13 protein-coding genes are annotated in these 13,779 nt (G+C 37.5%); 10 read left to right on the forward strand and 3 right to left on the reverse strand.

Going from position 1 to position 13,779, the window contains the following annotated elements:
• Positions 1-158 precede the first annotated feature (158 nt).
• Genes AC4PG0_RS08325 through AC4PG0_RS08355 form a run of 7 tightly spaced genes read left to right on the forward strand, consistent with a single transcriptional unit; the run spans position 159 to position 6,101 of the window.
• Positions 159-2,165 (forward strand): BglG family transcription antiterminator, encoded by a 2,007-nt coding sequence (locus AC4PG0_RS08325; protein ID WP_187983903.1) that lies wholly within the window; start codon positions 159-161, stop codon positions 2,163-2,165.
• 7 nt (positions 2,166-2,172) lie between these two features.
• On the forward strand, positions 2,173-2,640 hold the full coding sequence (locus tag AC4PG0_RS08330; RefSeq protein WP_033837769.1) for a PTS sugar transporter subunit IIA: 468 nt from the start codon (positions 2,173-2,175) through the stop codon (positions 2,638-2,640).
• 5 nt (positions 2,641-2,645) lie between these two features.
• Entirely contained in the window at positions 2,646-2,921 is a 276-nt protein-coding gene (locus tag AC4PG0_RS08335; RefSeq protein ID WP_003763365.1) for a PTS sugar transporter subunit IIB, read from the forward strand.
• Between the two features lie 27 nt (positions 2,922-2,948).
• The gene (locus AC4PG0_RS08340) at positions 2,949-4,298 is read left to right on the forward strand and encodes a PTS galactitol transporter subunit IIC (protein WP_003763362.1); all 1,350 of its coding nucleotides are present in this window, start codon (positions 2,949-2,951) and stop codon (positions 4,296-4,298) included.
• 17 nt (positions 4,299-4,315) lie between these two features.
• Complete coding sequence (locus tag AC4PG0_RS08345; RefSeq protein WP_003769667.1) at positions 4,316-5,248, forward strand: 1-phosphofructokinase; 933 nt, start codon at positions 4,316-4,318, stop codon at positions 5,246-5,248.
• Between the two features lies 1 nt (position 5,249).
• Positions 5,250-5,900 (forward strand): class II aldolase/adducin family protein, encoded by a 651-nt coding sequence (locus AC4PG0_RS08350; protein WP_003767817.1) that lies wholly within the window; start codon positions 5,250-5,252, stop codon positions 5,898-5,900.
• A gap of 3 nt (positions 5,901-5,903) precedes the next feature.
• Positions 5,904-6,101 carry a hypothetical protein gene (locus tag AC4PG0_RS08355; protein ID WP_492167603.1) on the forward strand — a complete coding sequence of 66 codons (198 nt, stop codon included), beginning with the start codon at positions 5,904-5,906 and terminating at the stop codon, positions 6,099-6,101.
• 43 nt (positions 6,102-6,144) lie between these two features.
• On the opposite strand, the gene AC4PG0_RS08360 is transcribed toward AC4PG0_RS08355, so the two are convergent.
• The 3 genes from AC4PG0_RS08360 to AC4PG0_RS08370 all read right to left on the reverse strand — a co-directional run bounded on the left by AC4PG0_RS08360 (position 6,145) and on the right by AC4PG0_RS08370 (position 10,416).
• Positions 6,145-7,668 carry a glycine betaine uptake BCCT transporter gene (locus AC4PG0_RS08360; protein WP_003769664.1) on the reverse strand — a complete coding sequence of 508 codons (1,524 nt, stop codon included), beginning with the start codon at positions 7,666-7,668 and terminating at the stop codon, positions 6,145-6,147.
• 159 nt (positions 7,669-7,827) lie between these two features.
• Positions 7,828-9,198: an argininosuccinate lyase gene (gene argH, locus AC4PG0_RS08365; protein ID WP_492167604.1), complete on the reverse strand. Its 1,371-nt coding sequence runs from the start codon at positions 9,196-9,198 to the stop codon at positions 7,828-7,830.
• Positions 9,199-9,201: 3 nt separating this feature from the next.
• Entirely contained in the window at positions 9,202-10,416 is a 1,215-nt protein-coding gene (locus AC4PG0_RS08370; protein WP_003769660.1) for an argininosuccinate synthase, read from the reverse strand.
• Between the two features lie 214 nt (positions 10,417-10,630).
• On the opposite strand from AC4PG0_RS08370, the gene AC4PG0_RS08375 reads away from it, so the two are divergent.
• The 3 genes from AC4PG0_RS08375 (at position 10,631) to fepA (ending at position 13,714) form a co-directional block, all read left to right on the forward strand.
• Positions 10,631-11,674, forward strand: coding sequence for an alpha/beta hydrolase (locus tag AC4PG0_RS08375; RefSeq protein WP_003763352.1), 1,044 nt, complete (start codon positions 10,631-10,633; stop codon positions 11,672-11,674).
• Between the two features lie 109 nt (positions 11,675-11,783).
• Positions 11,784-12,368: an efflux pump transcriptional regulator FepR gene (fepR, locus tag AC4PG0_RS08380; protein ID WP_010991061.1), complete on the forward strand. Its 585-nt coding sequence runs from the start codon at positions 11,784-11,786 to the stop codon at positions 12,366-12,368.
• A gap of 14 nt (positions 12,369-12,382) precedes the next feature.
• Positions 12,383-13,714 (forward strand): multidrug efflux MATE transporter FepA, encoded by a 1,332-nt coding sequence (gene fepA / locus AC4PG0_RS08385; RefSeq protein ID WP_492167605.1) that lies wholly within the window; start codon positions 12,383-12,385, stop codon positions 13,712-13,714.
• Positions 13,715-13,779: the final 65 nt, after the last annotated feature.

Raw genomic sequence — 13,779 nt, forward strand, 5'->3', positions numbered from 1 at the left:
TTTCATATTCCCCTTGAAAACCTTCTAATCTATAATAGAAAGTAACCCTAAAATATCATTCATCACAATAAATCTTTCTGCCAAAAGAGAAGTTGTGATGAATCATCATTTTTATGTAAGGGTTATCATTTACTATTAATATAAGGGAGGGAAAGTAGATGGAACAGGATTGTAAGGAATTAATTACTTATCTGCTCTTGAATCGGCAAGTGAATCTTAGAAATGTTTCCAAGAATTTTAAAGTATCCAAAGAAGCAATTGGCGCACAGATTACACAAATAAACCATCTACTAAAGTCAGAACCAATTTTAATTGACCATGACATGATTTTTGTTACAGATGTATGTAGGGAAGCTTGTTACCGGCTTTTAACTGCGGAAGAACAACAGCTATTTTCGTTTTATGAGGTGAATATTCGTCGCAAACTCATCATGATTAAATTACTGCTTCATAATCATTACATGTCACTCGGCGCACTTGCAGATTATGTTTATGTAAGTAAAAACACGATGTTAACCGATGTAAAAAGTATTAAAGAAAGCTTGCATGAGTTTGAAATTCAACTTGATTATTCACGAAAAGATGGTTATGCGGTTTCGGGTTCGGAATTTCTGATTCGTAATTTACTGGCAGAACTTATTCGCGAAGTCGTTCAAACCCCATACGGAAAATTCGTGCTGGATGAAAAAAAACTCATTACCGTAAGCGAAGTCTTTTTACTAAAGAAACGGCTGGAAAAAGTCGAAAGTAAGCTCCAAATTACATTCACCGATGAGCAAATGGAAGAATTGCCCTATATTCTCCACGGCATCATCAAGCGGGCCAAAGTAACGAATAGGAAATGGACTTTTAAAATTGAAATGTATGACATCAAAAATACCCGAGAGTTCCCGATAATGAAAGAAATGTTTTGGGGTTATGACTTTTTAAGTGAAAATGATTTGCTTTACCTATCGCTACAAGTACTTGCTTCGAACTTAGTCGAGTCGGCACTTCATTTCTCAGACAGTGAAGAAATCGCCTATGCAGTTGATGAGTTCATCGGATTACTTGAAATGTATTTTGCAACTGAAATCATGAAGAAAAATGAGTTTAAAGAAAAAGTGATTTTACATGTTAGACCAGCAATTTACCGGACGATTTTAGGTTTTCAAATCAATAATCCGCTTAAAAAACAGTTTATTAAAGAATATAATCCAACATTTAACATTGTAGAAAAAGCATCGAAACCATTTGAAAAGCTCGTTGGTCATAAGTGGTCAGAGGAGGAAATCGTGTATCTTTCTATGATTGTTCTTGGATGGATGTATCAAATTGAAGAAACAGAGCAGCCAATTTTCCGCGCCGTCGTTCTGTGCAAAAGCGGTACATCCATCTCCAAACTACTCTTAGAAAACTTGAAAATGATGTTCCCAAATATTGATTTTCAAGGAGCTTATGCGGTTCGGCAATTAAATTCAGTGGCACGTGATATTGATTTTGTTTTTACAACTGTGCCCGTTCAAAGCAGCGCGACCATTTTTGTTATTCCGTCGATTTTAAGTAAAGATAGTCGGCAAATCCTCAGAGAACAAGTTGATAAAGCTATTGAAATGGACAGCCATAAAAAAACCAAAGAACTGCTCGCTATGTTAAAAGATGATATTCCTGAAGAAAATATCCATTTAGTTCAAGAAAAAGTAGAATCATTTTTTAGTAAAAAAGAGCAACCTGCTGAGAAAAAAGAGCCAGAAAAGATGCAGATTACCCCAGAACAAATTCATTTTTTAGAAACGCCACTCAAGTGGGAAGAACTTGTTTTTGCAGCATTTTCACCAATGTTAGAACGAGGGACAGTGGCGGCAAGCTATATTAAGACTTGTGAAGAAATATTTTATCAAAACTATGAGCAGATGATGATCGGACCGAATATTTATTTGCCTCACGCCAAGCCGGTAAATGGTGTAATAAAGCAGGATATTCAGTTGATGATAATGAAAGCGGACACAAGAACGCCGGCAAATGAAACAGTTAAAATCATGATCGCACTAGCACCGTCCGAACAAAACAAACACATACCATTATTACTAAAATTGAACGAAATTTTCTTACAACCAGAGAAATTAGCGGAACTTCTCGCTTCTACTAACAAAAAGAAAATCGTTGAAATCCTTGAAAGGGGGTGAGCGTCACGTGGATTACCATGATTTGTTTCAAAAAGAGTTAACCCTGATAAATTCAAGCTACGAGAGTCAGGCAGAACTTTTTGAATGTACTAGCAATATTTTAGAAAAAGAGCAGTATGTAGAGGCGACTTTTAGAGAAGCAGTAACAAACCGAGAAGTTATTTTTCCTACTGGACTTGAGATGAATGGTATCAAAATCGCAATTCCTCATACCGATACGATTTATGTAAAACGACCTTTTGTACTCGTAAACAAGCTTTCTACACCAATTCCTTTTATTCAAATGGGATCAAGTGAGAAATGGATTGATGTTGAAGTAATTTTCATGTTAGGTATTAAAAATCCAAAAGATCAAGTTCCACTGCTTTCAAGTATCATGGAAAAATTTATGGAAGCAGACTTTGTGGAACAAATAAAGGAAATAAATGATAGCAGCGCATTATGTGATTTTCTAAAAAAACAATTTGGAGAGTGATTACAGTGAAAAAAGTTATCGTAGCGTGTGGATCAGGAGTGGCAACAAGTCAAACAGTTGCCTCTAAAGTAGAACGTATTTTAAAAGAAAAAGGAGTTCGCGCAACAGTAGAAGCAGTAGACATTAAATCATTAGACCAACATATTAAAACGAGTGATGTATATGTGGCGATTACTAAAGCGAATAAGGAATTTGATATTCCAACATTAAATGGTATTGCGTTCTTAACTGGCATGGGCATGGACGAAGAAACAGAAAAATTACTTAACGCCTTAAAATAAACAAGACAAAACAGGGAGCGTGAAAAAATGGAGTCATTACAATCAGTTATACAGTTTATTTTGAATCTTGGAGCTGCCGTTTTTGTTCCAGCATTGATGATTATTATTGGGCTTATTGTACGAATGAAAGTAAGAGATGCGGTAAGTGCGGGGATTATCCTCGGGGTTGCTTTCCTTGGGATGAATATCGTTATTGGCTTTATGATTGAAGCTTTAACGCCTGCAGCACAAGGTCTTGCAGAACGAACAGGAATTAATTTAAGCATTTTAGATGGTGGATGGACCTCAATGGCGACACTAGCTTGGGCATGGCCATTTGCCTTCCTAATGTTCCCACTACAACTGGGGATTAATGCTATTATGCTTGTCATCAACAAAACAAAAACCTTGAACGTCGATTTATGGAATGTTTGGGGTAAAATTTTGACAGCTGTACTTATTATTGGTGTAACGCAAAATGTTTATTTGGCTTTTATCGTTGCCGGAATTCAAATTGTTACTGAACTTATTCTATGTGATGCCAACCAACGTCAAATCCAAGAATTAAACGGCATTCCGGGTGTAACAGTTTCCCACGGTATGATGATTTTCTGTATTTTCTTAATGCCAATTGATTGGCTACTGAAGAAAATCCCAGCACTACGTAAAGACATGGATGCCAACGCGTTAAAAGATAAAATTGGTATTTTTGCAGAAAACCATGTAATGGGCTTTATTATCGGTGGACTTTTAGGGATTGCAGCAGGATATGATGTAGCAAAAACGCTTATGTTAGCCATGCAAGCAGCAGCGGCATTAACCCTTTTCCCAATGGTTGCGAAACTATTTATGCAAGCTTTATCACCATTATCTGATGGTATTTCTGAATTTATGAAACGTAAATTTAAAAATCGTGAACTCTTTATTGGACTAGATTGGCCGATTTTAGCAGGATGTAGTGAAGTATGGGTAGCAATCGTTCTTATGGTACCAGTTACACTTATCTTCGCGCTTATTCTACCAGGAAATGGCGTATTACCGTTCGCTGGGATTCTAAATATTTCCTTGTGTGCGCCGGCTCTGATTGTTACAGGTGGGAACTTGATTCGTATGATTATTCTTGGAACGATTACAACACCTATCTTCTTGTATGTATCTACATTTTTCGCAGGAACAATCACGGATTTAGCGCATTCTACAGGCGCGATTTCCCTGAAAGCTGGACAACAAATTACTTGGAGTACGCTTGAATATCCAGTGTTCCGTTATATTTTTGCAGAAGCAAGTCAGTTCACTATTTTAGGATTTATTTTTGTCGCAATTTGGGTATTATTACTAGTATTTTACGTGAAAATGATGAAAAAACGAACAATTGAACTAGAAAAAGCTAGCTCTTAAGAAATAGGAGTGATGAGATGATTTACACGATAACATTAAATCCAGCCATTGACCGGTTGCTTTTCATTCAAGGAGAGTTAGAAAAAAGGAAGACTAATCGAGTCAAAAAAACAGCGTATGATTGCGGGGGAAAGGGGCTTCATGTTTCAGGAGTGTTATCCAAATTCGGTATTAAAAATGAAGCACTTGGAATTGCGGGATCAGACAATCTCGACAAACTATATGCCATTCTAAAAGAAAAACATATCAACCATGATTTCCTTGTAGAAGCTGGAACTTCGACAAGAGAATGCTTCGTCGTCTTAAGTGATGACACGAATGGCAGCACGATGATACCTGAAGCTGGTTTTACCGTAAGTCAGACCAACAAAGACAATCTTTTAAAACAAATCGCTAAAAAAGTTAAAAAAGAGGATATGGTGGTGATTGCTGGATCTCCGCCTCCTCATTATACATTATCTGATTTTAAAGAACTACTAAGAACTGTCAAAGCAACAGGGGCTTTTCTCGGATGTGATAACTCGGGTGAATATTTAAATTTAGCGGTCGAAATGGGCGTCGATTTCATTAAACCAAATGAAGATGAAGTAATCGCCATTTTAGACGAAAAAACGAATTCACTCGAAGAAAATATCCGCACTTTAGCCGAAAAGATCCCTTACCTGGTCGTTTCACTTGGAGCAAAAGGGTCCATTTGTGCACATAATGGCAAATTGTATCAAGTTATTCCACCGAAAGTGCAGGAACGAAATGATACTGGGGCTGGCGATGTATTTGTCGGGGCGTTTATTGCAGGACTTGCGATGAACATGCCAATTACAGAAACATTAAAAGTTGCGACAGGTTGTTCAGCCAGTAAAGTCATGCAACAAGACAGTTCGAGCTTTGATTTAGAAGCCGCTGGAAAACTCAAGAATCAAGTAAGTATTATACAATTGGAGGAGAGATAATATGTTATACCAAAAAGAACGTGAAGATTTAGCCAAAATAGTGAAGACGATGTTTGACCGCTTTGAAACAAATGCTGCGGGAGGAAATGTAAGTGTGCGCATGAATAATGAGCATATTATTATGACACCAACGCTGATGAGCCAAGCAAAACTTTGCGATCTTTCCCCATATGAAATTCTTGTAGTAGATAACAATAATGAAGTCGTAGAAGGAGACGGAAGAATTACTCGAGAAATCAACTTGCACCGTGCCTGCTATGTAGAAAATCCAAAAATTGGCTGTGTTCTTCATGCTCATCCAAAAGAATCGATGTTATTTGCAACACTTGGTATGGAACTTCCGAATTTAACAGAAGCAACGCAAAAAATCGGTCGAATTCCAACACTTGAATTTGCACCAGCGACTAGTCCAGAACTTGCTGAAATCGTACGTAAACATGTCATCGAACTTGGTGAAAAAGCTGTTCCTAGTGCGAGTTTATTAAATAAACACGGCATTGTTGTTTTAGAAACATCCCTGCATAAAGCATATGATATGTTGGAACGGATTGAATACAATGCTTATATTGCAGAAAAGGCAATGGTCTTTGATGCTTTAGGTATTAAAAAATTAGCTCATGACCGCGAATTAAATTATAATTTGGAGGAGTAACTAATGGAAAAATTCCTTTTTAATGCAACCTTATTTGCCAGTGCTTTATTACTAATGGTCGGTATTTTTAGAAGTTCTATTCCAATTACTGCCATATCGCTTGTTTTAGCAGTAGTATCGCAACATTTCTTTCGGAAAAAATATCTTAAAAAAACACGTAGCTATCGTGAAATAATCGCGGCAAAGCAGAAAAAAGGATGAAAAAAGGGATGGAAATCTAGTTTTAGATTTTCATCCCTTTTTATTATAGTTTGGAACGTTGTGATTTTTTCGGTCGAACATACAGGCCGAGTTTTTCTTGTTCTTTTGTTAAAGAAACAAACAGTGAAACTATCATTAAGATAATCACTATCGAAAATGGAAAAGCGGCAATAATTGATGCGTTTTGTAGCGCTGTAAGACCGCCTGCATAAAGAAGTACACTCGCTATTCCAGACTGTAAAAGCCCCCATGTTACTTTTACCGAGTTTGGTGGGTTTAAAGAGCCACCAGTCGTTTGCATACCTAAAACAAAGGTCGCAGAATCGGCAGAAGTAATGAAGAACACGGCAATTAAAATCATCGCAACAATAGATAATACGATGCCAAATGGAAATTGATCAAATACCCCAAAAAGGACTTGTTCGGTCGCTAAAGTGGAAAGGGCCGTATCTTTGTATTGATCGACAAAAATCGCTGAACCACCAAACACTGCAAACCAGAAAATGCTAACTAACGCAGGAAGCACGATAACACCTAATAAAAATTGACGAATCGTCCGACCGCGCGAAATTCTGGCAATAAAGATACCGACAAATGGAGACCACGATAGCCACCATGCCCAGTAAAAAATGGTCCATGAATCAATCCATTTTCTAGCATCAGGCGCATTTGGTGCAGTTTGGAAACTCATTTGGATAATGTTCTGTAAATAATCACCAAACGAATTAGTGAAGTTATTCATAATAAAAAGCGTAGGTCCTAGAATTAACGTTAGAATAAGTAATACGCCAGCGACATAAATATTCACATTACTTAATAACTGAATTCCTTTATCTAAGCCAGACATTGCTGATAATAAAAATAAAACAGTGACAATGACAATGATGATTAGTTGCACTGTAAAGTTGTTAGGGACATGAAATAAATATGTAAGACCGCCATTGATTTGCTGAGCTCCAAGTCCAAGCGTGGTTGCTACTCCGATAACCGTAGCGAAAACAGCGATAATATCGATTAATTGTCCCAGTGGTCCTTTCGCATGTTTACCTAATATCGGATAAAGTGTGGCGCTTATTAGACCAGGAGTATCCTTTCGAAACTTAAAGTAAGCTAGCGCCAAGGCAACTATTGCATAAATGGACCAAGCGGAAATTCCCCAATGAAAAAAAGAATAACGAAGCGCATCTTTCATCGCAGCTTGAGAGCCAACTTCACCACCAGGGGCTTGAACGGCAAAATGGGATAGCGGTTCAGCAGCTCCCCAGAAAACAAGTCCAATTCCCATGCCGGCACTAAACAACATTGCGAACCAAGACTTATTACTATATCCTGGTTTCTCGCCGGGTTTCCCGAGTCGAATAGAGCCAATCGGGCTTAATATTAAAAATATGCAAAAAATGATAATGATTGCGACTACAAAAAGGTAGTACCAACCGAAATTACTTGTTAAAAATCTTTGGACATTTGTTGTAAGAGTTTCAAATTGTTCTGGCAAAAAAGCACCAAACAAAACTGCTATGAGAACTAATAGACTAGCTCCCCAAAAGACGTTCGTTAATTTTTTCATTGCATCACTTCCCTTTATAGTCTAAGTATGTATTTCCCCATGTTAGCACAAAGGTAACATCTATTTTATAGTAACAAAAAAAGTACTGCTCTGACAAATCAAACCACAAAGTCTGCTGGAATTAAAAAGCTGGAACGCATCTATGCATTCCAGCCAACTTTATAATGTTTTTTTCGCATTGGCGAGTGCAACGTGGATTTGATCAAACCCCGTACCGCCATATGAATTTCTCTTTTGAACCGCTGTTTTTGAAGCAAGAACAGTATAAATGTCTTCCTCAATAAGCGGATGGATTTCTTGGTAGTGGCTAAGTGCGACGTCTTGCAAATAAATCCCATTTTGCGTACATTCAAGCACCAATTTCCCAACAATCTCATGCGCTTCTCTAAATGGAACGCCTTTTTTCGCGAGATAATCCGCTAGTTCGGTCGCATTGGAAAAATCTTTTTGCGTCGATTCTTCCATTATATCTGCATTGACCTTCATCGTTTCAATCATTCCTGCGAATATATCTAAGCTTGTATGAACCGTCTCAAGCGTATCAAACATGCCTTCTTTATCTTCTTGTAAATCTTTATTATAAGCGAGCGGCAGCCCCTTTAAAACTGTTAACATGCCGAAAAGGTTTCCGTAAACACGACCCGTTTTCCCACGAATTAATTCGGCCATATCAGGATTTTTCTTTTGTGGCATAATCGAACTGCCGGTTGAAAAGGCATCGGTTAACACGACAAATTGAAATTCATGGCTCGTCCAAAGTATCAATTCTTCACAAAAACGCGATAAGTGCATCATTAAAATAGAACTGTTACTAAGAAACTCGATAATAAAATCACGATCGCTCACGCCGTCTAAGCTATTTTCATAAACAGCGGAAAAACCAAGAAGTTCAGCGCTATAGGCCCGATCAATTGGAAAAGTCGTTCCAGCGAGCGCCGCAGACCCAAGTGGCGAAATATCAATCCGTTTGACGCTTTCTTCTAAACGCTCTAAATCACGTGTAAACATACCAAAATAAGCTAATAAATGATGCGCAAAAGAGATGGGTTGGGCGTGTTGCAAGTGTGTATAGCCAGGCATAATCGTTTCGACGTTCGCCTCCGCTTTTTGGACAAGCACCGCGCGCAAATGTTTTAACGATTGAATAATTTCTGCGACTGCTTCTTTTAAATACAAATGCATGTCTGTTGCAACTTGGTCATTCCGACTACGCGCCGTATGAAGTTTTCCCGCGACAGGCCCGATTTCCTCGTGTAACAGTTTTTCGATATTTAAATGAATATCTTCGTTTACAGTACTAAATTCCAGTTCCCCAAGCGCTAATTTTTCTTGGAGGATTTTTAGCCCAGCTGTAATTTCACTCGCCTCAGAATCAGAAATAATACCACATTTTGCTAGCATTGCGACATGTGCCAAGCTTCCCGCCAAGTCTTCTTTTGCCATTTTTTGATCAAAAGAAATCGAAGCACCAAAGTCATCAATCCATGCTTCACTTTTCCCTTGAAAACGTCCGCCCCATAGTTTTTCCATTTTTTACACCTCAGTTGTTATTGTAACTTTTGAATTGACTTCTGCGCTCACTTTCGTTGGTAGTCCAAATAGCTTGATGAAACCAACAGCTGCATCTTGATCGAATGTATCGGAAGAAGTATAGGTTGCTAAATTTTCATCATAAAGCGAATTCGGTGATTTTCTTCCTTCGACGATGGCATGACCTTTAAATAGTTTTACACGAATCGTACCGTTCACGAATTTTTGCGTGGATTTTAAGAAGGCAATTAATGCTTCTGTTAAAGGCGAAAACCATAAGCCATTGTAAATTGTTTCACTGATTTTTTGTTCAATAATAGGTTTGAAATGTGCCACTTCACGAACAAAAGTTAAATCTTCTAATTCTTTATGTGCAGTAATCAAAGTGACTGCGGCGGGACATTCGTATACTTCACGTGATTTAATACCAACTAAACGATTTTCGATATGGTCAATTCTACCAACGCCATGTTTTCCAGCAATTTCGTTTAAAGTAAGAATTAAATTTGCTAGGCTCATATTTTCGCCATTAAGAGAAATAGGAATACCGGCATCAAATGTAATTTCGACAATATCCGCCGTGTCAGGTGCATCTTCTAAGCTAACAGTTAAATCGTAAGCCGCTTCTGGAGGTGTTGTCCATGGGTTTTCAAGCACACCACATTCGTTACTTCTGCCCCAAAGGTTTTGGTCAATCGAGAAAGGATTATCTAAATCAATTGGAACGGGGATGTTATGTTCTTTGGCGTAATTGATTTCTTCTTCTCTAGACCATTTCCAGTCCCGGACAGGAGAAACGACTTTTAAATCAGGAGCAAGGGCATGAATCGCAACTTCAAACCGAACTTGGTCATTTCCTTTACCAGTACAACCATGAGCGATAGCAGACGCGCCTTCTTGACGAGCTACTTCTACTAATTTTTTCGCGATTAAAGGACGACTTAAAGCAGAAATAAGTGGATATTTTCCCTCATAATAGGCATGAGCTTGAAGGGCGATTAAAGCAAAGTTTTCGGCAAATTCTTCCTTGGCATCAATTGTATAAGATGCACTTGCGCCGACAGTAATCGCTTTTTCTTTAATAAAATCCAAATTTTTCCCTTCACCAACGTCTAAACAACATGCGATAACTTCATAACCTGATTCCACTAGCCACTGAATTGCAACAGAAGTATCTAACCCACCAGAGTAAGCTAACACGATTTTTTCTTTCGTCATTGTAAACATCCCCTATTCATAAATATACAAACATTTGTATTTATATTAACACCTATACTCTCATATATCAACCTTTTTATTTTAAAATATTCATCATTATGATTAAAAATACATTTCACAAGAAAAATAGCCATTTCAAATAGTAATAAATTGGTTCCTGTTCGTAAAACTGCTATACTTGATATTGAAGTTATATTGAAGGAGTTGAACGAATATGAAAAATGCAATAAAATGGATTGCCATTGGTTTTGCAGGAATTATTCTACTTCCGTTAGTAATCGTTTTCTTTATTTACAAAAAAGCGGTTGGGAAAAAAGAATATGATCCCGAGGTACTTGAGAATTTAGATGAGGCTTCCCAGGAATTTGTAAAAAATACTTCACCATTGTCAGATGTAGACTCGCGATATAAATATATGAGACTTGCGACAAAAGCATTGCCTTCTGCTAAAGATATTGAAATAGGCGATGTCGAAAATAAAAAAATTGACGGTCCAGCTGGTAAAATTCCGATTCGGATTTATACGCCAAAAGAGGACGGACCATTCGAGATTATCGTTTATTATCATGGTGGCGGATTTGTGTTAGGTGGTTTGCAAACACATGACGCGATTGCAAGAAAACTTGTACAAACAACAGGTGCTCGCGTTGTCACAGTTGACTACCGACTAGCACCAGAAAATCCTTTCCCGGCAGCAGTGGAAGATGCTTATGCAGCATTACTTTGGGTACAAAATCACCGTACTAGTTTACGTGCTAAATCCTCCGATATTATTGTCGCAGGGGATAGCGTAGGCGGAAACTTAGCAACAGTAGTGACCCAAATTGCCAAAGCCAAAGGAAAACCAAATGTTACGGCACAAATTTTACTTTATCCAGCAACGGATATTTTCAGTCGTGATGCTTCAGTGCTTTATCCGTCAATGGATGAATTTGCGGAAGGATATGTACTTACAAAAGAATCTTTAGACAAATTCTTTAAATTATATATTGCGAACTCAAGCGACCGTAAATATGATCCTCTGATTGCACCAATTCGTAGTAAAGACTTAGCTGGTCTTCCTAAAACCTTCATCGCAACTGCTGAATTTGATCCACTAAGAGATCAAGGAGAAGCATATGCGAAGAAATTAAAAGATGCTGGTGTAGAAGTATTTGCGAAACGTTTTGAAAAAGTTCCGCACGGCTTTATGACCACAACATCCGAAGCAACTGATGAGACTTACGAATTGATTAGCGAGTTTTTAGAAGAAAAATAAATCTTTGAATCCACTCTTTCACGAGAGTGGATTTTTTTATTGACAAAGAATTTTATTCATGAGAGAATGGCTTACGAACGGTCGTCAGTTTTTTGAGAGGGGTGAAAAGATGAGAAAAGAAGAAATAAAGCAAGCAGCACTGACACTTTTTGCAAATAATGGCTTTGAAGGGACATCCCTTGCTGATATTGCAGGCGTTGTAGGGCTAAAGAAACAATCCATCTATTCTCATTTTAAAGATAAGGATGATTTGTTTTTATCTATTATGAAGGACGCGAAATCTACGGAAATTGATTACTACCGAGCGAAACTTCGAGATAGTGATTTATCTAGGCCCGACTTAGTGTTATCTAGTTTACTTTTTGGTGTGAAAGAATTATATGATACCGATGAGGCTTACCAATTTTGGTTGCGATACGGGTTTTATCCACCGAAACATTTGTATGATATTGTTCAGGCAGATATTACCGAGAATATTTTGCAAATGGAACAAGATTTCACTGATTTATTTAGCGATTGGATTGAACAAAAGTTGATTCCAATGCAAGATGTCGAAACGATGAAAGAAGCGTACATGGGAATTCTTGACGCGGTTATCGTGGACATTGTTTATGTGAACGACCCCGAACGAACTAAAAAGAAAATCACAGCTTTATGGCAAATTTTCTGGAGAGGAATTACGCTAAAAGCTTAATTTAGAGGTGTAACATGGCAAAGAATATAGAAATATTAGAAACAGATTCAGTTAAAAAGATTTATTTTAGATATTTAGTTCCTTCCTTAGTCGGAATGTTATTAATGTCTTTGAATATTGTAATTGATGGAATTTTTGTTGGGCATAAGCTCGGCGGAGTGGCGCTTGCAGGGATAAATATTGCTGTACCCGTATTTACGATTTTTACAGCTATTTCGATTTGGATTGGGATTGGTGCCGCGACCCAGTTTTCGTTTGCTATTGGAGAAAAAAATGTTCCTAAAGCGCAATCAATTTTTACGAGTGCAATTTTAGCAGTTGTTTCGATTACGGTGGTTATTGCAATCCTCGCTTTTATTTTTAAAGTACCACTGGCATATTTTTTAGGCGCGAATGATGAAACGATTGGTTACGTACTGGAGTATATGAATATATTACTTATTTTCGGTTTTGCACTTACACTTGAAAATATTTTAAGTATTTTTGTTCGTAATGACGGTGATCCGAATTTATCAATGATTGCCCTTATTGTTACAGCAATCAGTAATGTTATTTTGAATTATTTATTCTTATTTGTATTTGAATGGGGCGTAACCGGATCTGCGCTTGCTACGATGATTGCAATTATTATCGGTGTGCTTATCCTAACTACCCATTTCTTTAAAAAATCCAGTCGCTTGAAATTTGTAAAAGTGAATTGGAATAAAGCTTTTTTCAAAAAAACACTGGGCATCGGCTTGCCAAGTTTTTTAGCAGAAGTTGGCGTGTCGGTATTTACTTTCGGATATAATATTTCCATCGCAGCCATTGCTGGTACTGCAGGAGTTGCAGCATTCTCGGTTTTAAATTATACCCATAGTGTGATTTTAATGTTGTTCCTTGGCATGGGTTCAGCGATTCAGCCACTTATAAGTTATTACCGCGGGGCAAGGGCGAGAGAAAAAGAAATTGAAACATTGAAAATTGCGATTGTCGTAGCATTTGGTACCGGGGTTGCTTTCTTATTAGTTGGATTATTTGGTTCTAATCTGCTCGTTTCGATGTTCGGAAACTTTAGTGCAGAAATTCGAGAACTTGCAAGCAACGGAATTAAGTTATTCTATTCAGCTTACTTATTTATGGGCTTTAACTTTGTTATGATGACTTACTTCCAAACTTCTGATAAAGTCAAAATGGCAACATGGATTACGATTTCACGAGAAATTATTTTCATGGTGATTTTCTTGCTTATTTTGCCACCAATTATTGGCATTCCAGGTGTTTGGTTAGCAATTCCAATTTCTGAGATGATTGTAGCTATTTCGATTGTATTTTACATGAAGAAGAAACATATCTTATTTAAATAAAACAAAGACGGAGATCTAGTATCTTCGTCTTTTTAGGATGATTTGGCAAAAAAGTAAGATTAAAA

The organism is Listeria sp. MAN/IMW/UF464 (genome assembly GCF_058683955.1).

Excerpts from the sequence above, each read along its gene's own strand:
- AC4PG0_RS08325 (WP_187983903.1), top strand. The coding sequence starts at position 159 with ATGGAACAGGATTGTAAGGAATTAATTACTTATCTGCTCTTGAATCGG.
- AC4PG0_RS08340 (WP_003763362.1), top strand. The coding sequence starts at position 2,949 with ATGGAGTCATTACAATCAGTTATACAGTTTATTTTGAATCTTGGAGCT.
- AC4PG0_RS08345 (WP_003769667.1), top strand. The coding sequence starts at position 4,316 with ATGATTTACACGATAACATTAAATCCAGCCATTGACCGGTTGCTTTTC.
- AC4PG0_RS08350 (WP_003767817.1), top strand. The coding sequence starts at position 5,250 with ATGTTATACCAAAAAGAACGTGAAGATTTAGCCAAAATAGTGAAGACG.
- AC4PG0_RS08355 (WP_492167603.1), top strand. The coding sequence starts at position 5,904 with ATGGAAAAATTCCTTTTTAATGCAACCTTATTTGCCAGTGCTTTATTA.
- AC4PG0_RS08360 (WP_003769664.1), bottom strand. The coding sequence starts at position 7,668 with ATGAAAAAATTAACGAACGTCTTTTGGGGAGCTAGTCTATTAGTTCTC.
- argH (WP_492167604.1), bottom strand. The coding sequence starts at position 9,198 with ATGGAAAAACTATGGGGCGGACGTTTTCAAGGGAAAAGTGAAGCATGG.
- AC4PG0_RS08370 (WP_003769660.1), bottom strand. The coding sequence starts at position 10,416 with ATGACGAAAGAAAAAATCGTGTTAGCTTACTCTGGTGGGTTAGATACT.
- AC4PG0_RS08375 (WP_003763352.1), top strand. The coding sequence starts at position 10,631 with ATGAAAAATGCAATAAAATGGATTGCCATTGGTTTTGCAGGAATTATT.
- fepR (WP_010991061.1), top strand. The coding sequence starts at position 11,784 with ATGAGAAAAGAAGAAATAAAGCAAGCAGCACTGACACTTTTTGCAAAT.
- fepA (WP_492167605.1), top strand. The coding sequence starts at position 12,383 with ATGGCAAAGAATATAGAAATATTAGAAACAGATTCAGTTAAAAAGATT.